The 23,461-nt window shown below is 73.0% G+C and carries 20 protein-coding genes; 7 read left to right on the forward strand and 13 right to left on the reverse strand.

All coding sequences use genetic code 11. The features are described 5' to 3' along the window. Nucleotides 1–3 precede the first annotated feature (3 nt). The gene (locus ACSDG8_RS12850) at nucleotides 4–192 is read right to left on the reverse strand and encodes a hypothetical protein (RefSeq protein WP_247679033.1); all 189 of its coding nucleotides are present in this window, start codon (nucleotides 190–192) and stop codon (nucleotides 4–6) included. Between the two features lie 217 nt (nucleotides 193–409). On the opposite strand from ACSDG8_RS12850, the gene ACSDG8_RS12855 reads away from it, so the two are divergent. Beyond that, nucleotides 410–598: a hypothetical protein gene (locus ACSDG8_RS12855; RefSeq protein ID WP_210896706.1), complete on the forward strand. Its 189-nt coding sequence runs from the start codon at nucleotides 410–412 to the stop codon at nucleotides 596–598. A 73-nt stretch (nucleotides 599–671) separates the two neighbouring features. On the opposite strand, the gene ACSDG8_RS12860 is transcribed toward ACSDG8_RS12855, so the two are convergent. Genes ACSDG8_RS12860 through eno form a run of 5 tightly spaced genes read right to left on the reverse strand, consistent with a single transcriptional unit; the run spans nucleotide 672 to nucleotide 4,693 of the window. Further along, nucleotides 672–1,616: a Ppx/GppA phosphatase family protein gene (locus ACSDG8_RS12860; RefSeq protein WP_210896708.1), complete on the reverse strand. Its 945-nt coding sequence runs from the start codon at nucleotides 1,614–1,616 to the stop codon at nucleotides 672–674. 37 nt (nucleotides 1,617–1,653) lie between these two features. Next, nucleotides 1,654–2,163 (reverse strand): amino-acid N-acetyltransferase, encoded by a 510-nt coding sequence (locus ACSDG8_RS12865; protein ID WP_210896710.1) that lies wholly within the window; start codon nucleotides 2,161–2,163, stop codon nucleotides 1,654–1,656. Nucleotide 2,164: 1 nt separating this feature from the next. After that, nucleotides 2,165–2,722 carry a DUF501 domain-containing protein gene (locus ACSDG8_RS12870; protein ID WP_210896712.1) on the reverse strand — a complete coding sequence of 186 codons (558 nt, stop codon included), beginning with the start codon at nucleotides 2,720–2,722 and terminating at the stop codon, nucleotides 2,165–2,167. A 23-nt stretch (nucleotides 2,723–2,745) separates the two neighbouring features. Continuing rightward, nucleotides 2,746–3,381 carry an FtsB family cell division protein gene (locus ACSDG8_RS12875; RefSeq protein WP_210896738.1) on the reverse strand — a complete coding sequence of 212 codons (636 nt, stop codon included), beginning with the start codon at nucleotides 3,379–3,381 and terminating at the stop codon, nucleotides 2,746–2,748. 28 nt (nucleotides 3,382–3,409) lie between these two features. Beyond that, complete coding sequence (gene eno / locus ACSDG8_RS12880) at nucleotides 3,410–4,693, reverse strand: phosphopyruvate hydratase (RefSeq protein ID WP_210896714.1); 1,284 nt, start codon at nucleotides 4,691–4,693, stop codon at nucleotides 3,410–3,412. 212 nt (nucleotides 4,694–4,905) lie between these two features. Here eno and ACSDG8_RS12885 point away from each other — a divergent pair, with 212 nt between their 5' ends. Further along, nucleotides 4,906–5,598: a hypothetical protein gene (locus tag ACSDG8_RS12885; protein ID WP_210896716.1), complete on the forward strand. Its 693-nt coding sequence runs from the start codon at nucleotides 4,906–4,908 to the stop codon at nucleotides 5,596–5,598. Beyond that, complete coding sequence (locus ACSDG8_RS12890) at nucleotides 5,595–6,458, forward strand: NAD(+) diphosphatase (RefSeq protein ID WP_210896718.1); 864 nt, start codon at nucleotides 5,595–5,597, stop codon at nucleotides 6,456–6,458. Before ACSDG8_RS12885 ends, ACSDG8_RS12890 begins: the two co-directional genes overlap by 4 nt. Nucleotides 6,459–6,494: 36 nt before the next feature. Here the strand turns inward: ACSDG8_RS12890 and ACSDG8_RS12895 are convergent, their stop codons facing one another. The 5 genes from ACSDG8_RS12895 to mfd all read right to left on the reverse strand — a co-directional run bounded on the left by ACSDG8_RS12895 (nucleotide 6,495) and on the right by mfd (nucleotide 14,713). Further along, a complete protein-coding gene (locus ACSDG8_RS12895) occupies nucleotides 6,495–7,001 on the reverse strand; it encodes a GNAT family N-acetyltransferase (RefSeq protein ID WP_247679034.1) in 507 nt (168 codons plus the stop codon). Between the two features lie 71 nt (nucleotides 7,002–7,072). Beyond that, the gene (locus tag ACSDG8_RS12900) at nucleotides 7,073–8,692 is read right to left on the reverse strand and encodes a DUF885 domain-containing protein (protein ID WP_210896720.1); all 1,620 of its coding nucleotides are present in this window, start codon (nucleotides 8,690–8,692) and stop codon (nucleotides 7,073–7,075) included. Between the two features lie 524 nt (nucleotides 8,693–9,216). Beyond that, nucleotides 9,217–10,191, reverse strand: coding sequence for a nucleoside triphosphate pyrophosphohydrolase (locus ACSDG8_RS12905; RefSeq protein ID WP_210896722.1), 975 nt, complete (start codon nucleotides 10,189–10,191; stop codon nucleotides 9,217–9,219). Further along, nucleotides 10,188–10,958: a SurA N-terminal domain-containing protein gene (locus ACSDG8_RS12910; protein WP_210896724.1), complete on the reverse strand. Its 771-nt coding sequence runs from the start codon at nucleotides 10,956–10,958 to the stop codon at nucleotides 10,188–10,190. The genes ACSDG8_RS12905 and ACSDG8_RS12910 overlap by 4 nt, the downstream gene beginning before the upstream one ends. 98 nt (nucleotides 10,959–11,056) lie before the next feature. Further along, nucleotides 11,057–14,713 carry a transcription-repair coupling factor gene (gene mfd / locus ACSDG8_RS12915; protein WP_210896726.1) on the reverse strand — a complete coding sequence of 1,219 codons (3,657 nt, stop codon included), beginning with the start codon at nucleotides 14,711–14,713 and terminating at the stop codon, nucleotides 11,057–11,059. 156 nt (nucleotides 14,714–14,869) lie between these two features. Between mfd and ACSDG8_RS12920 the strand changes: the two genes are divergently transcribed. Further along, nucleotides 14,870–15,781 carry a cyclase family protein gene (locus ACSDG8_RS12920; RefSeq protein WP_439427906.1) on the forward strand — a complete coding sequence of 304 codons (912 nt, stop codon included), beginning with the start codon at nucleotides 14,870–14,872 and terminating at the stop codon, nucleotides 15,779–15,781. A gap of 284 nt (nucleotides 15,782–16,065) precedes the next feature. On the opposite strand, the gene ACSDG8_RS12925 is transcribed toward ACSDG8_RS12920, so the two are convergent. Continuing rightward, nucleotides 16,066–17,106, reverse strand: coding sequence for a S66 family peptidase (locus ACSDG8_RS12925; protein WP_439427907.1), 1,041 nt, complete (start codon nucleotides 17,104–17,106; stop codon nucleotides 16,066–16,068). An 84-nt stretch (nucleotides 17,107–17,190) separates the two neighbouring features. Here ACSDG8_RS12925 and ACSDG8_RS12930 point away from each other — a divergent pair, with 84 nt between their 5' ends. Both ACSDG8_RS12930 and ppc read left to right on the forward strand, forming a co-directional pair. Further along, the gene (locus ACSDG8_RS12930) at nucleotides 17,191–18,219 is read left to right on the forward strand and encodes a hypothetical protein (protein ID WP_439427908.1); all 1,029 of its coding nucleotides are present in this window, start codon (nucleotides 17,191–17,193) and stop codon (nucleotides 18,217–18,219) included. Nucleotides 18,220–18,342: 123 nt separating this feature from the next. Next, nucleotides 18,343–21,129, forward strand: a complete 2,787-nt coding sequence (gene ppc / locus ACSDG8_RS12935; protein ID WP_210899938.1) for a phosphoenolpyruvate carboxylase — start codon at nucleotides 18,343–18,345, stop codon at nucleotides 21,127–21,129. Nucleotides 21,130–21,284: 155 nt separating this feature from the next. Here the strand turns inward: ppc and ACSDG8_RS12940 are convergent, their stop codons facing one another. Next, nucleotides 21,285–22,085, reverse strand: a complete 801-nt coding sequence (locus tag ACSDG8_RS12940) for a hypothetical protein (RefSeq protein WP_210899935.1) — start codon at nucleotides 22,083–22,085, stop codon at nucleotides 21,285–21,287. Between the two features lie 54 nt (nucleotides 22,086–22,139). On the opposite strand from ACSDG8_RS12940, the gene ACSDG8_RS12945 reads away from it, so the two are divergent. Then, entirely contained in the window at nucleotides 22,140–23,318 is a 1,179-nt protein-coding gene (locus ACSDG8_RS12945; protein ID WP_210899932.1) for a DNA recombination protein RmuC, read from the forward strand. Nucleotides 23,319–23,461: the final 143 nt, after the last annotated feature.

Raw genomic sequence — 23,461 nt, forward strand, 5'->3', positions numbered from 1 at the left:
ACACTAGTGCGCATTGCGTACTACCGTCAACGACATAGCACCTACGGGCGCGCGGTCCACCCGATGAAAACGGTCGAACAGGTCAGCCGGGTTCGGGTTCGCGGCCAGCAGGTCGGCGGTGGCGTCGAACAGGCAGCCGGCCATGTGGATCGACAGGGCGACGCGGTCGCGCCGGTAGTCGAGCAGCAGCAACAGGCGGGCCGGCTGGCACGGCCAGGGGGCCGCGCACACCCGGCACAACCACAACGGCCGCATCGCTACGTGCGGCCGCACGACCCGGCGACCGCGATCGGGTACGGGAGAACAGTTCCTCACACTCATCCCCCGATCGTGTCGCCTCCTATTGTCTACGTCAATAGCCTGCGTAGTTGTCGCTGTTCGGCGACGCCGACGCTGCCATCGTCAACGTGTGGAGCTGGTGGGCGTGTCGGAGATTCGGGCGATGCTCGGCAACGTGTCGCGTCAGCGCGCATCCGTGATCGCCAACCAGCGCAACTTCCCGGAGCCGATCGCCGTGCTGGCGATGGGCAAGGTCTGGCGGAAGTCAGACGTCGAGAAGTGGATCAGGGAACACCGCCCCGACCTGACGACGGAGTAACCCCGTCCCGTTGACCAAGGAGTTTGCGTCCCCGGAGGCGTCCGGATCTGACACAAACTCCTTGATCACCGCCCTAGAGGGCGAGACTCCAGGCGATGCCGTCGAGGATGTCGTGCTCGGAGGCGACCACCGAGGGCATCCCGGCCCGCTCCATGATCACCCGCAGCATCAGCGCGCCCGCGCCGATCACGTCGGCCCGCCCCGGGTGCATCACCGGGTACGCCAGCCGCTGCTCACTACTCTTGCCGAGCAGGTCGGCGGTCACCTCGGCCACCTGCTCGTACGAGACGCGTGCGTGGTGGATGCGGCTCGGGTCGTACTCCCGGAGCCCTTGCGCCAAGGCGACCACTGTGGTGACCGAACCGGCGAGCCCGACCAGCGTGGCGGCCTCGCGGCCGGGCACGGCGGCGAGCGCGCGGTCGACGGCGGCGGCGATGTCGGCCTCGGCGGCGGCGATCTCAGCAGCGCCGGGCGGGTCGCCGTGCAGGTGCCGTTCGGTCATCCGGACGCAGCCGATGTCCACCGAGATCGCACCCCGCACACCCTCGGCGCGGGTGCCGACGACGAACTCGGTCGAGCCGCCGCCGATGTCGACCACCAGGTACGGCGGCTCGGCGTCGGTGGGCAGGCCGCGCACCGCGCCGGTGAACGACAGGCGTGCCTCCTCGTCGCCGGTCACCACCTCGGGCGGTACGCCGAGCGTGCGCTCGACCATCGTGCGGAAGTCGGCGGCGTTGGAGGCGTCGCGGGAGGCCGAGGTGGCGCACATGCGTACCCGATCGGCGCCGGACTTCTCGATCTCCGCCGCGTAGTCGGCGAGCGCGACGCGGGTCCGCTCGATGGCCTCCGGGGCGAGCATGCCGGTCTGGTCGACGCCCTGCCCCAGCCGCACGATCTCCATCCGTCGGCTGACGTCCGTCAGCGGCGCCGCTTCCCCGCCCGACGGGTCCGGCAGGTCGGCGATCAGCAGTCGGATCGAGTTGGTCCCGCAGTCGATGGCGGCAACACGCGCACTCACGGCGCCCACCCTACGGCAGCCCGCCCCCACCCCCGGCTCAGAGGCGCAGCAGCATGCGGGAGTTGCCGAGGGTGTTGGGCTTGACCCGCTCCAGGTCCAGGAACTCCGCGACGCCCTCGTCGTACGAGCGCAGCAGCTGCTCGTAGACCGGCTGCGGCACGGGCGCGCCGTCGATCTCGCGGAAGCCGAACGAGCCGAAGAAGCCGGTCTCGAACGTGAGCACGAAGATCCGGGCGATGCCCAGCTCCCGCGCCGAGTCGATCAGCTCACCGACGATCCGGTGCCCGATCTTGTGACCCCGGCAGGACGGGTCGACAGCCACCGTCCGGATCTCGGCCAGGTCCTCCCACATCACGTGCAGCGCGCCGCAGCCGACCACTGTGCCGTCCGGCGTCACCGCGACCCGGAACTCCTGTACGTCCTCGTACAGCGTCACAGTCGCCTTGCTGAGCAGCCGCCGGTCGTCGGTGTAGGTGTCCACCAGCCGCCGGATGCCACGCACATCAGTGGTCCGGGCCCGGCGCACAGTGATCTCGTCGGCGCTCATCTCACTCGACCGCGGGCACGTCCACGCAGGGACCGGCGGCCCACCACTTCTCCACCAGCGCCAGCGTCTCGTCGCCGAACGGGTTGACCCCCGGCCCGGCGGCGAGCGCGTGCCCCAGGTGCACGTGCAGGCACTTCACCCGCCCCGGCATGCCGCCGGCCGAGATGCCGGCGATCTCCGGCACCTCGCCGATCGCCTCCCGGCGGGTCAGGTAGTCCTCGTGCGCCGCCCGGTAGCGCGCGGCCAGCTCCAGATCCTCGGCGAGCCGCTCGGCCATCTCCTTCATCAGCCCCGCCGACTCCAGCCGGCTGCACGCCGCCGTGGCACGCGGGCAGGTCAGGTAGAACAGCGTCGGGAACGGCGTGCCGTCGGCCAGCCGGGGCGTCGTCTCCACCACGTCGGGCAGGCCGCACGGGCACCGGTGGGCCACCGCGCGGGTGCCGCGCGGCGGGCGTCCGAGCTGCGCGGCCACCGCGGCCAGGTCGGCCTCGGTGGCCGGCTGGCGTTCCGGCGGGGGTACGGAGTCCGCCGCCGGCTCCTGCGGTGGTACGACGCTCAACGGAAGTGCCTTTCGTGTGGTGCTCACTTGTCCTGGCGCTCGGCGTTCGCCGCCCGCACGCTCGACCACAGGGTGTCGTACCAGGGCTCCGGCGCGGTCGGCGCCCCCGGCTTCGCGTCCTTGCCGGCGTCCTTGGCCGCGCCCTCCGGGTCGGAGAGCACCACCAGCAGCGTCTCGCCCGGCTTGCCCATGAAGAACCGCTCCCGGGCCTGCGTCTTGACGTACTCCGGGTCCTGCCACTTGGCCGCCTCGGCGGTGAGCCGCTCGATCTCGGCCCGCTGGGCGGCCTGCGCTGCTTCCATCCGCTCGATGTCCGCCTGCTGGTCCAGGTAGACGCGGACCGGATAGGTGTACGCCAGCGCGAGCGCGATCAGCACCGCGAAAAGCACTGTGGCGCGCCCGGTGAAGCGCCGGGGTTGGGGTGCGGTGAGCCGCTTGACCGGACCACCGGCAGCGGTACGCCGGGCCGCGGCGGGGCGGCTCGCGGAGCGTACGCCGTCGGTGGCCCGGGACGCGCCGGGTGACCGGCCGGCGGCGCGCGTCTCCGCGCGGACGCCGCTGTCGCGGGCCGTGGACCGGACCCGGGCGCCGCCCGTCCGGCCGGGCTGACCCGGCCGACGGGCGGGCCGCTGGCCACCCGGTGTGCGGCGCTGCTGCATCGTCACACCCCTCCCCCGGAGCGCTGGCTCAGGCCGAACGGTAGCGCGGGAACGCGCCGGCACCGGCGTACCGCGCCGCGTCGGCCAGCTCCTCCTCGATCCGCAGGAGCTGGTTGTACTTGGCCACCCGGTCCGAGCGGGCCGGAGCGCCGGTCTTGATCTGCCCGCAGCCGGTGGCGACGGCCAGGTCCGCGATGGTGGTGTCCTCGGTCTCGCCGGAGCGGTGGCTCATCATGCACTTGAAGCCGGCCCGGTGGGCCAGGTCGACGGCGTCGAGCGTCTCGGTGAGCGAGCCGATCTGGTTGACCTTCACCAGCACCGCGTTGGCGGCCTGCTCCGCGATGCCTCGGGCGATGCGCTGCGGGTTGGTCACGAACAGGTCGTCGCCGACGATCTGGATCCGGTCGCCGAGCGCGGCGGTGAGGGTGGCCCAGCCGCTCCAGTCGTCCTCGGCCAGCGGGTCCTCGATGGAGACGATCGGGTAGTCGCCGGCGAGCTTGGTGTAGTAGTTGCTCATCTCCTCGGCGCTCTTCGCGGTGCCCTCGAACGTGTAGGTGTCGTTGTCGAAGAACTCGGTGGCGGCCACGTCGAGCGCGAAGACGATGTCGGTGCCGAGCCGGTACCCGGCCTTCTCCACCGCCTCGGCGATCAGGTCCAGCGCGGCGGCGTTGGTGGGCAGGTTCGGGGCGAAGCCGCCCTCGTCGCCCAGGCCGGTCGACAGGTCCTTCTTCTTCAGCACCGACTTCAGCGCGTGGTAGACCTCGGCGCCCGAGCGCAGCGCGTCCCGGAACGTCGGCGCGCCGATCGGCGCGATCATGAACTCCTGGATGTCGACGTTCGAGTCGGCGTGCGCGCCACCGTTGAGGATGTTCATCATCGGCACCGGGAGCAGGTGCGCGTTCGGGCCGCCCAGGTAGCGGAACAGGCTCAGCTCGGCGCTGCCGGCGGCGGCCTTGGCCACGGCCAGGGAGACACCGAGGATGGCGTTCGCGCCCAGCTCGCCCTTGTTCTCCGAGCCGTCGATGTCGAGCATCTTCTGGTCGATCAGCCGCTGCTCGCTGGCCTCGTAGCCGATGAGCTGGTCGACGATCCGGTCCTCGATGTTGGCGACGGCCTTCTCGACACCCTTGCCCAGGTAGCGGTCCTTGTCACCGTCGCGCAGCTCGACCGCCTCGAAGGCGCCGGTGGAGGCGCCGGACGGCACCGCGGCGCGGGCGATCGTGCCGTCGTCGAGCCCGACCTCGACCTCGACCGTCGGGTTGCCCCGCGAGTCCAGGATCTCCCGGGCGACGATTCCCTCGATGGTTGCCACTGAGTCGCTCCTCGTTTGTGTGGTTCCGGTCCGTATGGGCCGCGACGGTGCGGCTGAGGCAGGTGTTGAACGCAGCGTATCGGTCCCCGCCCTGCCGCACCCCGCTCGGGGCGGCCCCCGAGGCGCTTGCTGAGACGGACATTCCCGGATTACCGGTCGTCAACCGGCAACCGGTTTGCGAGACGTTGCGTCGATCGACAAGGCTGGGCATCATGCCTGCCGCCTCGACGACTCTCCGCGTGCTCGCCGCCTCGGTCATCGCGTCGCTCTCGGTCACCGGCTGCCAGGCCCTGGACGACGCGGGCGTCGCGCTCGGTCGAGCCGACCTGGTCAACGACCTCGCCGCGCGCATGGACCGGGCGCTGGAGCAGACCTGGGCCGCCGACTACCAGCTCGACGGCGGTCGCACCGCCTCGATCGCGCAGACCAAGAAGCCGCTGCGCTCCACGTACACCTGGCCCGGCGGCAAGATCACGGTGACGCAGGAGTCGGTGACCCGGTGCGCGAGCACCGCCAGCCGCACCTCCTGCACCGTCTCGCCACCCGTGCTCACCGCCGGGAAGCCGTCGGTGATCGTCTACGACGAGGCACGCAAGCAGGGCCTGGTCACGCCGCCCGCGGTGATCCGGCTGCTCACCGAGGCCGCGCTGGCGCCGGACGCCGTCATCGAGCAGAGCGACACGACGCTGGCCGGGCACCATGCCACCTGCGTCAATGTCACCCACGACGGCGAGCGCTTCAGCACGTGCGTGACGAACGAGGGCGTGCTGGGCAGCTTCTCCGGCACGATCGACGGCAAGGCCGCCGAGGTGACGCTGAGTCGCTACACCGAGAGCGTCGAGGCCGCCGCGTTCGCCGTACCGGCCGGCGCGGGCGTGGTGGACCGCCGACCCGCCACGTCGTGACCCCGCCCGACGGCCCCCCGTCCGACGGCGCCCCGTCCGGTGCCGGGTTCCGGCCCGTTGCCGATCACGGGCGGTCGCCGCGGCCGGGTGACCTGGCGCTGCCGGTCGCCGGGCGGAAGCTGCTGACCGGCCCGGACGCCGACCAGCCGCTGCGGATCGGCGCGCTGCCCGGCGAGCTCGCCTGGACACCCGTCGGCACGCTCGACGGCACGCCGGCCTGGGCGGCCGAGGTCGCCGATCCGGAGTCGCTGCCCGGCCGGTGGCGTGGCTGGCGCGGCCTCGCCGCCGAGCTGCCCGCACCGCAGGCGGACCTGGCGGGGCGGGCGCTCGCCGTGGTCACCTGGCGGCGTACCCACAGGTGGTGCGGGGCGTGCCGGGCCGAGCTGGCCGACGTGCCGGGTGAGACCGCGCGGCGCTGCCCGGACTGCGACCTGACCGTGTTCGTGCCGCTCTCCGTCGCGGTACTGACCGCGATCACCCGCCCCGGCCCGGCCGGCGGAGCGGGCGAACTCCTGCTCGTTCGGCACGCGCACGGGCCGACGCAGCTGTGGGCGCTCGTCGCCGGGTTCGTCGAGGCCGGCGAGTCGCTGGAAGCGGCGGTGCACCGCGAGGTCGCCGAGGAGGTCGGCCTGACCCTGCGACGCCCCGCGTACGTGGACAGCCAGCCGTGGGCGCTGTCCGGACCGGGCACGCTGCTCGCCGGCTTCACCGCCGACGTGACCGACCCGGCCGCCGAACCGGTGGTCGACGGGACGGAGCTGACCGAGGCGCGCTGGTTCCCGGTCGACGCGCTGCCCGCCGAGCTGCCGCCCGCGTACTCCCTGTCCCGCTGGCTGATCGACGCGGTCGCCGCCCGCTGACGGCGTCGGTGGGTACGCCACCCGGAGCGTTCCCGCTCACCACGACCGCACGGCGCGGACCATGCGGATCTCCCGCACACCGTTCTCGACCTGGGTCGTCCCGTCGGCGACGAAACCGCGCCTACGGTAGAACGCCTGCGCGCGAGGGTTGGGGTCGGCGACCCACAGCGCCGCCGACTCCGCGGGGTCGATGACAGCCCGCAACAACGCATCCCCCGCACCCGTGCCGTGGTCGGCCGCGTACACATAGAGGACGTACAACTGTCGTGCCCACGCCGCTGCGGCGTCGAGCGCCGGGCCTGACATGGCGATGCCGACCAACTCGCCGTCCCGCTCGGCCACCGCCGCCCGGTTATCGCGATAGCGCTCGTCGGTCAGCGCGGCGGTCCAGAACCGCTCCCGAGCCGCCGGGAAACCCGGGTCGTCCAGCACCGCGTCCGGCACGAGCCCGCGATAGGTCTCCTGCCAGCACCGCACATGCACACGCGCCATCGCCGCGACGTCCCCGACCCGGGCCGGGCGAATAGGCGGTGAGGAACCCATCGCCGGATCGTAGGCCGCCCATGGCTGCCGGCTGAACCGGATTCGCAACGGCTGCCCCGGTCATCAGGCGGTCACAGCTCCAGCAGGGTGCGCAGGTGGCGCGGCGGCGGGCAGTCGTGCGCCAGCATGGCGTCGTGCCAGTCGCGCACCGACACGCCGTTCGGCCGGGCGGCGGCGATGTCGGCCATCTCGCTGTAGCCGACGAAGTACGTGGAGAGCTGCGTGGAGGTGAGCAGCGCCCGCCGCCACTTGCCGGCCGCCTCCCCCTCCTCCTGGAACCCGCGCCCGGTCATCAGCGCCATCGCCTCGGCCTCGGGCAGGTCGTCGCAGTGCACGAGCTGGTCGAGCAGCGCGTTGATGGTCATCCGCAACTGCATCTTGAGCTGCTGCAACCGCACCGGCAGACCGCCGAAGCCGAGCCCGGCCATCAGCTCCTCGGTGTAGACCGCCCAGCCCTCGATGAACACGCCCGACTCGGTGAGCGCGCGTACCCGCGTCGGGCCGTCGTAGCGGCGGGCGTGGGCGAGCTGGAGGAAATGGCCGGGCATCGCCTCGTGCACGGTCAGGTTGCGGATCATGTGGTCGTTGTACTCGCGATAGAACGACTCGACCCGCTGCGCCGGCCAGTCCGCCGGAGTGGGCGAGATGCAGTAGAACGTCGGCACGTCGGCCGTCTCCAGCGGCCCCGGCGAGTCGCAGTAGGCGACCGCGACGCCCCGCGCGAACTCCGGCATCTCCTGGATGACGCACGGGTCGCCGACCATGCTGACCAGGTCGTGGAGGCGGACGAAGTCACTCGCCTCGTCGAGCGTCACCGAGGCGAGGTCGACGATCGTGGCGTCGTCCGGGTGCTCGGCGGCCAGCAGGTCCAGCGCCCGGCGTACCGTCTCGTCGTCGCCCGGACCACCGACCAGCTCGACGGCCGCCGCCCGGATCTCCTCGGTGACCCGGTCCAGGTTGGCCCAGGCGCGGCGCTGCACCTCGGCGGCGCTCAGCTCGGTGTCGAGCGTGTGCCACAGCCGCGCCTCCCAGCGCCGCCGGCCCAGCCGCGGGTCACGCCCCGGGCCGGCGTCGGCGGCCAGATCCTGCCGCAGCCAGGCCACGAACTCCTCCAGGGCGGCGATCGCGTCTGTGGCCGCCGGGCCGACCCGGTCCCGCAGCGCGGGCGCCTGGGCGAGCAACAGCGGCACCTCGTCGCGGATCAGCGCCGCCGTGCCGGTGAACTGCCCGACCGCCGTCTCCGCGTGGACCCGCGGCATGTCGCGCAGCGTCGCGCGCGCTGTCGCCAGCGCATCGGGTACGGCCGACAGACGCCCGGCGAGGCTGGTCAGGCGCTCCTCGGCCGGGGCGAAGGGACGGGCCAGCAGGGCGTGCAGCAGCGGCCCCGGATTGTGGCGCAGCGGATCCCACTCGTGGGCGCGAATCTCGGTGGCCTCGAACAGACCCCTGTCGACCATGCTGGTGAGCAGCGCGTGGTCGACGCTCTCCGCCACGTCGAGCGCGTCCGGGTCGATCTCGGCGAGCGCGTCCGCCGCGTCCTTCAGCATCGCCTGATCGGCGGCGAGCGCGTCGGCGGACAGATCGGGCAGCCGGTCGTCGTAGCGGTGGTCCCCGGCGGAGGTGGCCAGCCCGGGCCGGCTCTCCAGCAACGCCTCCACGATCCGCTCCGCCAGCGGCACGAACGACTCCATACCCGGCACCCTACCGATCACCCCCGACCCCTTCCCCGGGCCGTCTCCGGCCACCCTCCGCGTTGATCAAGGAGTTTGTGTCCCCACCAGCGCCCACCCTCGCCCCAAACTCCTTGATCACCGACCGGACCGCCTGGGCAGCGAGGCGGATCTTGGTACGAAATGGCCCCCGTGAGGGCCGTTTCGCACCAAGATCTACTGTCGATCCCGAGGTTCGGTCTGCGCATCCCGGGAGGCGAGAGGGCTCGACTCCACTGAGGGCGAGGCGGGTCGGAGGCAGCGCGGGGTGAGCCCGGGGCGGCAGGACAGGGCTGGCAACACGCGGGAACCGACCGGGCCGACGAGAGCAGCCGAGCGCCGAGCCCGTCAACCTGTCCCGCCACCCCGACCCCGATCCCGCCCACGGCAGCCTCGGCGATCTTGCACTTCCTGCCCGGACGGAAGGGATATTTGCGACACCCGGGGGCCGAAAGTGCAAGATCGGCGGGGAGGGCGGGCGGGGGCCGGGGGCGGGAGAGGACGGGTCAGGTGGGGTGTTCGGCGGCTCGGACTGCTTCGGCGTAGGACAGGGCGGCTCGTCGCAGGGCGGCCTCGGGGTCGATGCCGGCCTGACGGGCGGCGGCGACAGTTGCCAGCAGGCTCGCCCCCAGCCGGGCCTCCGGGTCCACCTGCGACTCGGCCAGTGGGGGCGGTACGGCCAGGCCGACCCGGCCGGCCCGGTCCAGGATCTTCGCGGCTAGCGCGAGCGCGGGCTGGCTCAGCGCGATGCCGTCCAGCACCGAGTCGCGGGTCTTCTCGGCCCGCTTGATCCGTTCCCAGTTCGCTTCGATCTCCTCGATCGAGCCGGCCGGCTCGCCGGAGAACACGTGCGGGTTGCGCCGCACCATCTTGTCGACGAGCGTGCCCGCCACGTCGTCGACGCTCCAGCTCTCGCCCTCCGGCAGGTTCTCGGCCAGCCGGGCGTGCAGCAGCACCTGGAGCAGCACGTCGCCGAGTTCCTCGCGGAGCGCGTCGGTGTCGTCGGCGCTGATCGCGTCGTACGCCTCGTAGCACTCCTCCAGCAGGAACCCGGCGAGGCTGCGGTGGGTCTGCGCCCGCTTCCACGGGTCGCCGCCCGGGGAGGCCAGCCGGTCCATCACCTCGACTGCGTCGAGCAGCCGGGCGCCGGGCGGGTCCCACGAGCCGTACATCAGCTCCAGCTCGGCCAGGCCGGGCTCGCGGGCCAGCCGCAGCCCCAGCTCACGGGCGAGCGTCTCGTCGCCGGCCGGGCCGGCCAGCCACACCGCGCCGCCGTGCGTGGCGGCGGCGTCGAGCAGCGCCTGGGTCGCGCCCTCGGTCACCACGCTCACCTCGGCGCCGGCCGTCCGGACCGCCCGGGTCAGCTCGCTCTCCGCCCCGGCGAGGACCGGCGCGGAGCGTACGGCGTCCCAGGCGGCCGAGGTCAGCAGGCCGGCGGGCAGCCGGGGTGAGGTGACGAGCAGGACGATGCGCGCGGTCATACGGTTCCGGGAGCCGGCGAACTACCGGCCGGCGCCTCCGGCGTCGAGATGTCGGTGACCGGGCCGTCCTGGTTGACGTAGGGCAGGGAGTAGAAGACGAGCGACTGGCCGGTGTTGACGAGCGACGGCACGCCGGTCACCCCGAAGCGGGGGTTGACGCTGATGTCCGCCTTCTCGGCCTCCTGCTGGAGCGCGGTGCTCAGCGCGGTGGCGCTGCGCACGAACCCGGCCTCGCCGAACGCCTGCCGGACCTGTTCGACGCTCAGGCCGGGCTGGATCGCCCCGGTCTTCTCGATGGCGCGGTAGACGGCCATCAGGGAATCGTCGCTGAGGTCGGCCGGGGGCAGGCTCTGCTGGAGGGTGGCGGAGAGGTCCACCCACTCGCCCCACAGCTTCGTGTACTCGGTGGTCGCCGGCATCCGCAGCTGCTGCTGGAGCTGCTCCGGGGACACCTCGTCGGTGACCTGGAGGCCCTTCTCGGCCGCCACGCGCTTGCCGAGGTCGAGCGCGACGAGCAGGTTCAGCACGTCCTGCCGGGTCACCGGGGAGCGCAGCTCCTCCGGCGACGGCGTCTGCGGCGCCTGGTTCCGGACGGCGTCCGCGTACTGCCGCTGCGCGTCGTCGTAGATCGCGTCGACCCGCTCGACGGAGTACCGGGTGTCTCCGACGTAGGCGGCGACGTCCGGGGCGGATCGGCCACAGGCGGCGAGAGAGAGCGCGGCGAGGGCCGCGACGCTGACGGCGACGAGGGAACGGCGGGCACGCATGTGGGTCACTCTCTCACGCCCCGTACCAGCCTGTGACTCCACCCACCTCATCGCGCACCCGCCGGGACGGAGGCAGCCAGCTCCTCGGGCTTGCCGGGTCATCTTCCGCTCGCCACTGCGGGGCTGGCAGAACCGGCCAGCTCCTCGGGCTTGCCGAGCACGTCGGCGAGGAGCTGCCCGCACCACTCCAGCAGCGCCTGGTCGCGCAGCGGCTCGCCACCGATCCGCCGGGTGCTGGGCCGGGGCACGCTGACCTGGTCGAGCGCCTGCTTGTAGACCGAGTCCGGGTGGTAGCGCTTGAGCCGCATCTGCTTCGAGTCGGGCAGCGGCAGCGGGCTGAACCGGATGTGTTTGCCCTGCATCGACACGTCGGTGAGCCCGTAGCGGCGGGCCAGCAGGCGGAACGTCGCCACCGCGACCAGGTTCTGCACCGGCGCGGGCGGTTCGCCGTACCGGTCGGTCATCTCGGCGACCACCTCGCGCAGCCGCTCGGAGTCGCGGGCCTCGGCGAGCTTGCGGTACATCTCCAGGCGCAGCCGCTCCACGCCGATGTAGTCGTGCGGCAGGTGCGCGTCGATCGGCAGGTCGACCTTGACCTCGGTCTCCTCCTCCGTGCTCTCGCCCTTGAAGGCGGAGACGGCCTCGCCGACCATCCGGACGTACAGGTCGAAGCCGACGCCCTCGATGTGGCCGGACTGCTCGCCGCCGAGCAGGTTTCCGGCGCCCCGGATCTCCAGGTCCTTCATCGCCACGTACATGCCCGCGCCGAGTTCGGTGTGCTGGGCGATGGTGGCGAGCCGCTCGTGCGCGTTCTCGGTGAGCGGCTTCTCCGGCGGGTAGAGGAAGTACGCGTACGCCCGCTCCCGGCCCCGGCCGACCCGGCCGCGGATCTGGTGCAACTGGGCCAGGCCGAGCAGGTCGGCGCGCTCCACGATCAGCGTGTTGGCGTTCGGGATGTCGATGCCGGATTCGACGATCGTGGTGCAGACCAGGACGTCGAACTCCTTCTCCCAGAAGCCGACCATCACCTTCTCCAGCGCTTCCTCGCCCATCTGGCCGTGCGCCACCGCGACCCGGGCCTCGGGCACCAGCTCCCGCAGCTTGCGGGCCGTCTTCTCGATCGACTCGACCCGGTTGTGCAGGTAGAAGACCTGGCCGTCGCGCAGCAGCTCGCGGTGGATGGACGCGGCCACCTGGCGGTCGTCGTACGCGCCGACGAACGTGAGCACCGGGTGCCGCTCCTCGGGCGGGGTGGCGATGGTGGACATCTCCCGGATGCCGGTGATCGCCATCTCCAGCGTGCGCGGGATCGGGGTGGCCGACATGGCGAGCACGTCGACGGAGGCGCGCAGCGTCTTCAGGTGCTCCTTGTGCTCGACGCCGAACCGCTGCTCCTCGTCGATGATGACCAGCCCGAGCGACTTGAACCGGGTGGACGCCTGGAGCAGCCGGTGCGTGCCGATGACGATGTCGACGGTGCCGGCGGCGGCCATCTCCAGCGTCTGCTCGGTCTCCTTCGGCGTCTGGAACCGGGACAGCTGCCGGATCGACACCGGGAACTGACTCATCCGCTCGGCGAACGTGTTGTAGTGCTGCTGCACGAGCAGCGTGGTCGGCACCAGCACCGCCACCTGCTTGCCGTCCTGCACCGCCTTGAACGCCGCCCGTACCGCGATCTCGGTCTTGCCGTAGCCGACGTCGCCGCAGATCAGCCGGTCCATCGGGACGGTCTGTTCCATGTCCCGCTTGACCTCCTCGATGGCGGCCAGCTGGTCGGGCGTCTCCTGCCAGGGGAACGCGTCCTCCAGCTCCCGCTGCCACGGGGTGTCGGGGGCGAAGTTGTGCCCCTTGGACGCCTTGCGCGCGGCGTAGAGCTGGATGAGCTGGGCGGCGATCTCGCGGACCGCCTTGCGCGCCCGCGCCTTGGACTTCTGCCAGTCCGAGCCGCCCATCTTGTGCAGCGTGGGCTGCTCGCCGCCGACGTAGCGGGAGAGCTGGTCGAGCTGGTCGGTGGGGACGAAGAGGCGGTCGCCGGGCTGGCCGCGCTTGCTCGGCGCGTACTCGATGACCAGGTATTCGCGGCTGGCGCCGTTCACGGTGCGCTGCACCAGCTCGACGTACCGGCCGATGCCGTGCTGCTCGTGCACCACGAAGTCGCCGGCCTTCAGCTCCAGCGGGTCGATGGTGTTGCGCCGCCGGCTGGGCATCTTGCGCATGTCGCGGGTGGAGGTGCCCCGGCCGCCGGTGACGTCGTTGCCGGTGAGGAGCACGAACTTCGACGCCTCGTCGACGAACCCGGCGGTCAGGCAGCCGCAGGACACGAGCAGCTCGCCGGGCGCGGGCGCGGCGGGCACCTCCTCGGTGAGGCGGGCGCCGAGACCGGCGTCGCGGAGCACCTCGACGGCCCGCTGGGCGGGACCGTGCCCCTCGAAGACCAGCGCGATCGACCAGCCCTCACCGGCCCAGCGCTTGAGGTCGTCGACCACCCGGGAGGTCTCGCCGTGGTAGAGCGGGGCCGGCTGGGCGGCCAGGCTCACCGCGATGGCGTCGTCGGGTGTGACGTCGACCTCGGCCGGCGCGTCCTCCCAGGGCTGCCGGGCCGGGGCCGCGTCCGCCTCGACCAGGCCGAACGGGGCGAGCGTCCACCAGGGCTGGCGCAGGGCGCGGGCCGCCGTGCGTACCTCGGCCAGGGTCTTGAAGGCGGCGGCGCCGAGGTCGACCGGGGCCTGGCCGCCGACGGCGGCCGCGGCCCAGCTGGCCTGGAGGAACTCCTCCGAGGTACGGACCAGGTCGTGCGCGCGGGTGCGGATGCGCTCGGGGTCGCAGAGGAGTACGTGGGTGCCGGGCGGCATGCAGTCGACGAGCAGTTCCAGCGCGTCGGCGCCGATCAGCGCGGGCGCGAGAGACTCCATGCCCTCGACCGGGATGCCTTCGGCGAGCTTGTCCAGGATCTCGGCCAGCTCCGGGTGCTCGGCGGCGAGCGCGGCGGCCCGTTCCCGCACGCCCGGGGTCAGGAGCAGTTCGCGGCACGGCGGGGCCCACATCTGCGCGACGCCCTCGATGGTGCGCTGGTCGGCGACCGCGAACGTGCGGATCTCCTCCACCTCGTCGCCCCAGAACTCGACCCGGGAGGGGTGCTCGTCGGTGGGCGGGAAGACGTCCAGGATGCCGCCGCGTACCGCGAACTCGCCGCGCTTGGTGACCAGATCGACCCGGGCGTACGCCATGTCGGTGAGCCGGCGGGCGACGTCTTCCAGGTCGGCCTCGTCACCGGCGGCGAGTTGCACCGGCTCCAGGTCGCCGAGGCCCTTGAGCTGCGGCTGGAGCAGCGACCGGACCGGCGCGACGACGACCCGCAGCGGCCCGGTGCGACCGTGCGCGTCGGCGGCGTCCGGGTGGGCCAGGCGGCGCAGCACGGCGAGGCGCCGCCCGACGGTGTCGGAGCGGGGCGACAGGCGCTCGTGCGGCAGCGTCTCCCAGGACGGGAAGACCGCCACCTGCTCCGGCGGTAGCAGGCTGCCCAGCGCGGAGGCCAGGTCGTCGGCCTCCCGGGTGGTGGCGGTGACCGCGAGCACCGGGCGGCCCGCGCCGCCGGCCGGCTCGTCGGCGGCGACCGCTGCGACCGCGAACGGGCGCAGCGCGGCGGGGGCGGTCAGGTCGAGCCCGTCGACCTGGGCGGCACCGGAGCGCGCCAGGTCACGCGCCCGGGCCAGCCCCGGGTCGGCCAGGGCGGCGGAGAAGAGTCCGGTGAGCATCAGTGATCACTTCCAGCGGATCGACACACGACGACGACCCCGCGTCCAGCCGGACGGGGGGTGCACCGTCCGAGCCTATCCCCCTGCCCCGACAATCCGGGCCCGCCCGGCTTGCGGATCTTGACGCTCCGCCACCGCGCGTGGTGCGGTGGGCAGATGGTCGAATATCGGGCGGTCTTCGACGCCGAGGTGGACTTCGCAAACGGTGGTGGCCTGCGCACGGACGGGTTCCGGCTGGACGTGCCGCACCCGGACGTCACCGACGACGAGGTGGCCGCGCTGCTGGTCCGGCACCTCGGGCTGCTCATGGTCGGCGAGGTACGGATCACCAACCGGACCGTCGTCGAGGAGCCGCACAAGGGCGGACGCGGGGTGACCGCACCGGCCGCCGGCGGCGGGCGGCAGCTGATCGAGCTGAGTCACGTGGTCACCGACGGCATGGTCACGCTGCCCGGCTGGCCCGCACCGGCGATCAGCGAGTGGCTGACCCGGGAGGCGTCCCGGGGCCGGTACGCGCCGGGCGTCGAGTTCCAGGTCGGGCGGATCGACATGATCGCCAACACCGGCACCTACGTGGACACGCCGTCGCACCGCTTCGCCGACGGGCCGGACCTGACCGGGGTGCCGCTGGACCGCCTCGCCGACCTGCCCGGCCTGGTGGTACGGGTGCCGGCCGGTACGCGGGCGGTGGACCGGCTGCTGCTCGCCCCGTACGACGTGGCCGGGTGCGCGGTGCTGCTGCACACCGGCTGGGACGCGCACTTCGGCACCGACGCGTACGCCGCGCCGGACGCGCCCTACCTGACCGGCGACGGCGCGCAGTGGCTGGCCGAGGCGGGCGCGGCGCTCGTCGGCATCGACTCGATCAACATCGACGACATGACTCCGGCGGCAGCGGGTCAGCGCCCGGCGCACACCGGTCTGCTGGCCGCCGGGGTGCCGATCGTGGAGCACCTGACCGGCCTGGAGGCGCTGCCGCCGACCGGTTTCCGGTTCACCGCGGCGCCGCCGCGGGTGGCCGGCATGGGCACGTTCCCGGTCCGCGCCTTCGCCGTCGTGGACGCCTGACGCACGCCGCATCCCGCCCAGGTGGCGGGGCCCACCGCTCGCCGACACCCCCACCTCGCCGAACTGGAGTGGGCCTCCCCGCCCGCCCTGCCGGCCGGCCGGCCCCTGCCAGCGGCGAGTGGAACGGCATCGGTGTCAAAACGGGCCGGAGACACCCATGGCGTTCCACTGACCGGCACTTCGACGCGTGAGTGGAACGGCATGGGTGTCAAACGGGGACGTAGACACCCATGCCGTTCCACGGAGCGGCGGGCGGCGGGGTGAGGGCGGCGGGTGAGGGCGGGTCAGTAGCGGACCGCGATGCGGCGCTCGACCGCGTCCACCCGGATCTCCCCGCCGTACGGGATGATCACCTGCGGGTCGGTGTGGCCCAGGTCGACGTCGAAGACCACCACCGGGTCGGCGGTGTAGGGGCCGATCGCCCGCAGGATCGCCGCCCGCTGGTCGGCGGCCCAGGCCAGCCGCTGCGCGACCGAGTGCGGCCGGTCGAAGTCCCACGCCTTGGGGCGGCCCACCACGATCGCCGGGACGGCGGCGAGCAGACCCCGCTCGCCCATGTTGCGCACGATCCGGAAGACCTCCTGCGCGGGCGGCAACTCCTCCGACGTCTCCAGCACCAGCACCGAGCCGGCCAGGTCGGCCGCGCGCGGAACGCGGTCGGCCGCCATCAGCCAGTGCAGGATCTCCAGGTTGCCGCCCCACGTCCGGCCCCGCACCACCCGGGCCGGGCCGTGCCAGCGCCAGCCCTCGGACGGGTACATCGGCGGCTCCTCGGCGAGCGTGGCCGGGTCGCGCCAGTCGCGCGGCTCGTCGCCCCACTCGGGGGCGGGCGTCAGCTCGTACCAGCCGGAGGTGAAGAGCGCGGCGCGCAGCGAGTCGAGCGTGAGCGGGTGCGGCTTGCCGGAGCGCCCGAGGTGCACGAGCACCGAGCCGCCGTGGTAGCCGACGACGCCCAGCCGGTAGAGGTGGTTGAGCACGTTCGTGTTGTCCGAGTAGCCGAAGTACGGCTTCGGGTTCGCCCGCAACACCTCGTCGTCCAGGTACGGGGTGACGGTGATCAGGTCGTCCCCGCCGACCGTCGCCAGCACGGCGGTGATCGTCGGATCGGCGAACGCGGCGGTCAGGTCACGCGCCCGGTCGCGCGGGTCGGCGCCCATGACCCGCGTGGTCGGGTACTCCACCGGTTCCAGCCCCAGCTCGTCGCGGAGCCGGCACAGCCCCAGCTCGTACACGTGGGGGAAGAGACCCGGCAGGCCGGCGGAGGGTGAGACGACAGCGACCCGGTCGCCCGGCTTCGGTTTGGGGGGATAGAGGGGTGCCTGCATGGCCCGACGCTATCGGCCCGGGCCAGCGGTTTTCGCCTGACAAAACCCCATCAGCCAGGCAAATGCCAGCAATAGGCTGAGCGCGTGGAGGACGAGCCGGAGCTGCGTACCCGGGACTGGCTGCCGCGCACGGCGGCGCTGGTCCTCGGCACCCTGGCGCTGGCCGGCGCGTTCATCGCCGCCTACGTCGGCGCGCTGCACAAGCCCGACCCGCGCGACGTGCCGGTCGCCGTGGTCACGAGCGACCAGCAGGCCCAGGCCGTGATGTCCGCCGTCCGCGCCAGCACCGACACGATCAAACCCGTCGGGTACGACAGCCGAGGCGCCGCCTCCGACGGCCTCAACGACAGATCGGTGTACGCGGTGCTCAGCTCCGCACCCGACGGTGGCCTGACGCTCGCCACCGCCAGCGCCGGCGCGCCCGCCGCCACCGAACTCGTCACCGAGGTGTTCACCGAAGCGGCCCGGCAGGCCGGGGTGCCGCTGGAGGTCACCGACGACGTGCCGGTCTCCGGCGACGACCCGCGCGGCCTGGTCCCCTTCTACCTGGCCGTCGGCGTGGTGCTCGGCGGCTACCTGGCGTCCACGGCGCTCGGCATCTCGCTCGGCACCAGACCCCGCAGCCTGCGCCGGGCCGGGCTGCGGATCGCCACGCTCGCGGTGCACGCCGTCCTGCTCGGCGTCATCGGGGCGATCCTGGTCGGGCCGGTGCTCGGCGTGTTCGAACACCGGGTGGCGACAGTGGCGGCGGTCGGCGCGCTCGCCGCGCTCGCGGCCGGGATGGTCGCGGCGGCCGTGCAGGGCTGGCTCGGACTGCTCGGCACCGGCATCGTGATCCTGCTGCTGGTGGTGCTCGGCAACCCCGGCTCCGGCGGCATCTACGCGCCCGAGTTCCTGCCGCCGTTCCTGCGCGGCATGCACCGCTGGAACGTGCCCGGCCTCGCCACCGACCTGTTCAAATCGGCGATCTACTTCGACTGGCGCGGCGGCGGATGGGCGCTGACCGGACTGCTGCTCTGGGTGGTCGCCGGCCTGGCCGGGCTGCTCACCGCGACCATGTTCCACGCCCGGCCGCGCCCGAAGCCGGGCCGGCACGCCGTCGACCGGAGCTGACCGGCGGGCCGTCCCAGAGTGCAGATCATCACGCGGTCCCCCTCCTGTCCCCCGGGGGTACGCGGATACGATCCAGGGGAGTCGGACAGCGCTGTCCTTCGTCCTCGCGTAAGGAGCGCAACCGTGACCGACCAGCACGACCACGACGGCCCCGACGCCGCTCTCCGGGCCGACATCCGCCGCCTCGGCACGCTGCTCGGGCAGACCCTGGCCCGTCAGGAGGGCCGGCCGCTGCTCGACCTGGTCGAGGAGATCCGGGCCCAGGTCCGCTCCGACGTGCCGGCCGCGGCCCAGCGCCTCGCCGGGCTGGACGTCACCACCGGCACGAAGCTCGCCCGCGCCTTCTCCACCTATTTCCACCTGGCGAACATCACCGAGCAGGTGCACCGCGCCCGGGACCTGCGCCGCCGCCGCGCCACCGACGGCGGCTGGCTGGACCAGGCCGCCAAGATGATCGCCGAGCGGGGCGTACCGGCCGAGGAGATCGCCGCCGCGGCCCGCCGCCTGGCCGTACGCCCGGTCTTCACCGCCCACCCCACCGAGGCGGCCCGCCGGTCCATCCTGTCCAAGCTGCGCGCGGTCGCCGACGAGCTGGACAACGAGACCGCCAACGCGATCCTCTACGGCGCCAGCGACGAGGGCCCGGCCAACCGCCGCCTCGCCGAACTGCTCGACCTGATGTGGCAGACCGACGAGCTGCGGCTGGACCGGCCCGACCCGACCGACGAGGCGCGCAACGCGATCTACTACCTGCGGGACCTGTACGCCGAGGCCGCGCCGCAGGTCCTCGACGACCTGGCCGACACGCTGCGCACGCTCGGCGTGGAGACGTCGCCGACGTCCCGCCCGCTGAGTTTCGGCACCTGGATCGGCGGCGACCGCGACGGCAACCCGTTCGTCACGCCGGTGGTCACCCGCGAGGTGCTGCGCATCCAGCACGAGCACGGCATCGCCGCCACCGAGAAGGCGATGGACGAGCTGATCACCGAGGTCAGCGTCTCCCGGCGGCTGCGTGCGGTGTCGCTGGACCTGTCCGCCAGCCTCGCCAAGGACCTGGACGCGCTGCCCGAGGTGGCGCCCCGGTTCCGCCGGGTCAACGCCGAGGAGCCGTACCGGCTCAAGGCACGGTGCGTGAAGGCGAAGCTCGCCAACACCCGCGAGCGGCTGCGCGCGGACACCCCGCACGTGCCGGGGCGGGACTACCGGGGCTCGACCGAGCTGATCGCCGACCTGGAGCTGCTGCGCGCGTCGCTGGCCCGCAACTCCGGCCAGCTCACCGCCGTGGGACGGCTGGCCTCCGTCATCCGTACGGTGTCCGCGTTCGGCCTGCACCTGGCCACCATGGACATCCGGGAGCACGCGGAGAAGCACCACGAGGTGCTGGCCCAGCTCTACGAGGCGGTCGGCGAGGTGTCCGACTACCCGGCGCTGTCCCGGCTGGAGCGCACCAAGCTGCTCGCCGACGAGCTGACCGGCCGCCGGCCGCTCTCCACCCAGGACAGCCCGCTCACCGAGTCGGCCCGCAAGACGTTCGACGTGTTCGCGGCGATCCGCGAGGCGCAGGACCGGTTCGGCCCCGAGGTCATCGAGTCGTACATCATCTCGATGACGCTCGGCGTGGACGACGTGCTCGCCGCCGTGGTGCTGGCCCGCGAGGCCGGTCTGGTGGACGTGCACTCGGGGCGCGCCCGCATCGGCATCGTGCCGCTGCTGGAGACCCCGGCCGAGCTGAACGCCGGCGGCGAACTGCTGGACGAGTTGCTGTCGCTGCCCGCGTACCGGGCACTGGTGGCGGCGCGAGGCGACGTGCAGGAAGTGATGCTCGGCTACTCCGACTCCAACAAGGAGGCGGGCATCACCACCAGCCAGTGGTCGATCCACCGGGCGCAGCGCGCGCTGCGCGACGTGGCCGCGCGGCACGGCGTACACCTGCGGTTGTTCCACGGCCGGGGCGGCACCGTCGGCCGGGGCGGCGGCCCCACGCACGACGCGATCCTGGCCCAGCCGTACGGCACGCTCGACGGCGCGATCAAGGTGACCGAGCAGGGCGAGGTCATCTCCGACAAGTACACGTTGCCGGCGCTGGCCCGGGAGAACCTGGAGCTGACAGTGGCCGCGGTGCTCCAGGCCACGCTGCTGCACACCGCGCCCCGGCAGCCGGCCGAGATGCTGGAGCGCTGGGACGCGGCCATGGATGTGGTGTCGGAGTCGGCGTTCCGGTCGTACCGGTCGCTGGTCGAGGACCCGGACCTGCCCGCGTACTTCTGGGCCTCCACGCCGACCGAGCTGCTCGGCGCGCTGAACATCGGCTCCCGGCCGGCGAAGCGCCCCAACACCGGCGCCGGCCTGTCCGGCCTGCGCGCCATCCCGTGGGTGTTCGGCTGGACGCAGACCCGGCAGATCGTGCCGGGCTGGTTCGGCGTGGGCTCCGGGCTGGCCGCCGCGCGGACGGCCGGACTGGCCGACGTGCTCGCCGAGATGAACCGGAACTGGCACTTCTTCCGCACGTTCCTGTCGAACGTCGAGATGATGCTGACCAAGACGGACCTGACCATCGCCCGGCGGTACGTGGAGACGCTGGTGCCGAAGAAGCTGCACCCGATCTTCGACAAGATCGAGCAGGAGTACGAGCTGACCAAGCAGGAGGTGCTGGCGGTCACGGCGTCACCGGCGCTGCTGGACAACTCGCCGGTGCTCCAGCGCACGCTCGCCGTGCGGGACACCTACCTGGAGCCGCTGCACCACCTGCAGGTGGCGTTGCTGCGGCAGTACCGCGAATCCGGCGCCGCCGGGCGGGCGGTGGCGACCGCGCCGGGTGGGCGGCGGGCCCCGAACGACGGTACGGCGCTGGAGCGGGCGCTGCTGACCACCGTCAACGGCATCGCCGCCGGCATGCGCAACACCGGCTGAGGTGTAAGGAAGGGCCCCCTCTTAACGCCTCGTGCATAAGAGGGGGCCCTTCTTAACGCGTGCGCCGAGCGCGCCGCGAGCGGCGCGAGCGGCGTGCGGCGCGAGCGGCGCGAGCGGCGTGCGGCGCGAGCGGCGCGAGCGGCGTGCGGCGCCGGCTAGAAGTCGCCGCCGCCGAAATCTCCGCCGCCGAAGCCACCGAAGTCGCCGCCGCCGAAGTCCCCGCCGCCGCCGAAGTCGCCACCGGCGTAGTCGCCACCGCCGCCCATGTCGCCACCGCCCATGTCGCCGCCCTGGTCACCGAAGTCCTGGCCGTCGCCGAAGCCCTCCTGGTAGCCGGCGTCGTAACCGGGGTCGGCGAACGCCGGCGAGAACAGCGCGTCGGCGATCAGGAGGCCGCCGACCACACCGACGCCGGCGCCGAGCGCCGTCTTCCACCACGGCGTGGAGTACCAGCCGGCCGGCACCGGCCGGCCCTGGAACCGGCCACCCGGGTAGTAGTAGGGCGTCGCGTTCCCCGGCTGCGGACCGGCCCGGAACGTCTGCCCCTGCACGTCGACCTCGCGCTCCTTGGTGAGCGCGCCGGCGCCCTGGGCGGCGGCGAGCGGCGGCAGCTCGGGGCCCGGGTCGATGCCCATCGCGGTCCGCGCCGCCCGGATGTACGCCAGCCCTTCCAGCGCGCTCTCCCGGGCCAGCCCGAACTGGCGCGGCGTGGTCGCCTGCTCCAGCTGGGAACCGGCAGCGTTGTACCGCTCACCGGCGTCGGCGAGCGCCTGCCGGACCGCCGGGGCGTCGCCGTGCAGATTCATCAGCTGGCCGCCGAGCCGCTCGTACCACCGCTGTGCCTCGGCGCGGGCGTCGGCCAGCTCGTTCGACCGGCGCGATCCGCTCCCCCGTCGCCAGAACACGAACGCACCTCCGAGCAGCAGGATCAGGAACAGCCACAACGCGAACTCCATGACTTGAACGTACCCACCGGGCGCTCGTCGTACCCGTTTGGCAAGCTCTTGGCCATGAGCTTTGCGACGCTGGCCGTGGTGGTGCTCTGTCTCGCCGCGGGCGGCGCGGTGGGCTGGCTGGCCGCCCGGGCGCGCGCGGCGGCGGACATCGCCCGCCTGGAGGCGACGCTTGCCGCCACCCAGGCCGGCGAGGGCCGGCTGGAGCAGTCCATGCGGGCGCTGAGCTACGAGGCGACAGCGCAGTCCCAGGAGGCGGTGGCCCGCGCGGTGGCGCCGCTGCACGACACGCTGCGCCGCTACGAGCAGCGGGTGGCGGAGCTGGAGCGGGACCGGGTCGACGCGTACGCCGAGCTGCGCGAGCAGGTGCGGTCCATGAGCGCCGTGTCGGGTGAGCTGCGCACCGAGACCAAGCAGCTGGTCGCCGCGCTGCGCGCGCCGCAGGTGCGGGGCCGCTGGGGCGAGCACCAGCTCCGCCGCATCGTCGAGGCCGCCGGCATGCTGGAGCACTGCGACTTCAGCGAGCAGGTCACCGCCGCGACCGACCACCAGGGGGTACGCCCCGACCTGGTGGTGCGGCTGCACGGCGGGCGCACGGTGGTGGTGGACGCCAAGGCGCCGTTCGACGCGTACCTGACCGCGATGGAGGCGCGCGACGAGCGCGGGCGCGACACCCACCTCGACGCGCACGCCCGGCACCTGCGCGCGCACGTGGACGGCCTGGCCGCCAAGTCGTACTGGTCGGCGTTCGACCAGACGCCGGACTTCGTGGTGCTGTTCGTGCCGGCCGACCCGTTCCTCGACGTGGCCCTGCAACGCGACCCGACGCTGCTGGAGCACGCGTTCGCCCGCAACGTGGTGCTGGCCACCCCGGCGACGCTGGTGGCGCTGCTGCGCACCGTGGCCTACTCGTGGCGGCAGGAGGCGCTGGCGCGCAACGCGGCGACCGTCCACTCGCTGGCCCGCGAGCTGTACGGGCGGCTGTCCACGCTGGGTGATCACGTCGGCAAGCTGGGCAGCTCGCTGAGCGGGGCGGTGACGGCGTACAACCGGGCGGTGGGTTCGCTGGAGGCCCGGGTGCTGGTGAGCGCGCGCAAGCTGGCCGAGCTGGGCGTCTCCGACGACGAGCTGGCCGTCCCGGCGCAGGTCGAGCTGGCACCGAGGCAGCCGCAGGCGCCGGAGCTGCTGGGCGCGCCGTCCACATCGGTCGAGAGGTCGACGGACGTCGACGCCTAACACGTCGCACGTGATGACGTAGACCGATCTGTGTCACGGACTGATCACAAACCCAGGCCGGGTAGTGACACGTGTCGCCCTGACACGCAGGATCACCGTCACACGTGCCCTGCCCCTCGAGGGCCCTGTTCTCTGGAGGAAGA

The organism is Micromonospora sp. LA-10 (assembly GCF_051853095.1).
GTDB classification, from domain to species: domain Bacteria; phylum Actinomycetota; class Actinomycetes; order Mycobacteriales; family Micromonosporaceae; genus Micromonospora; species Micromonospora echinospora_A.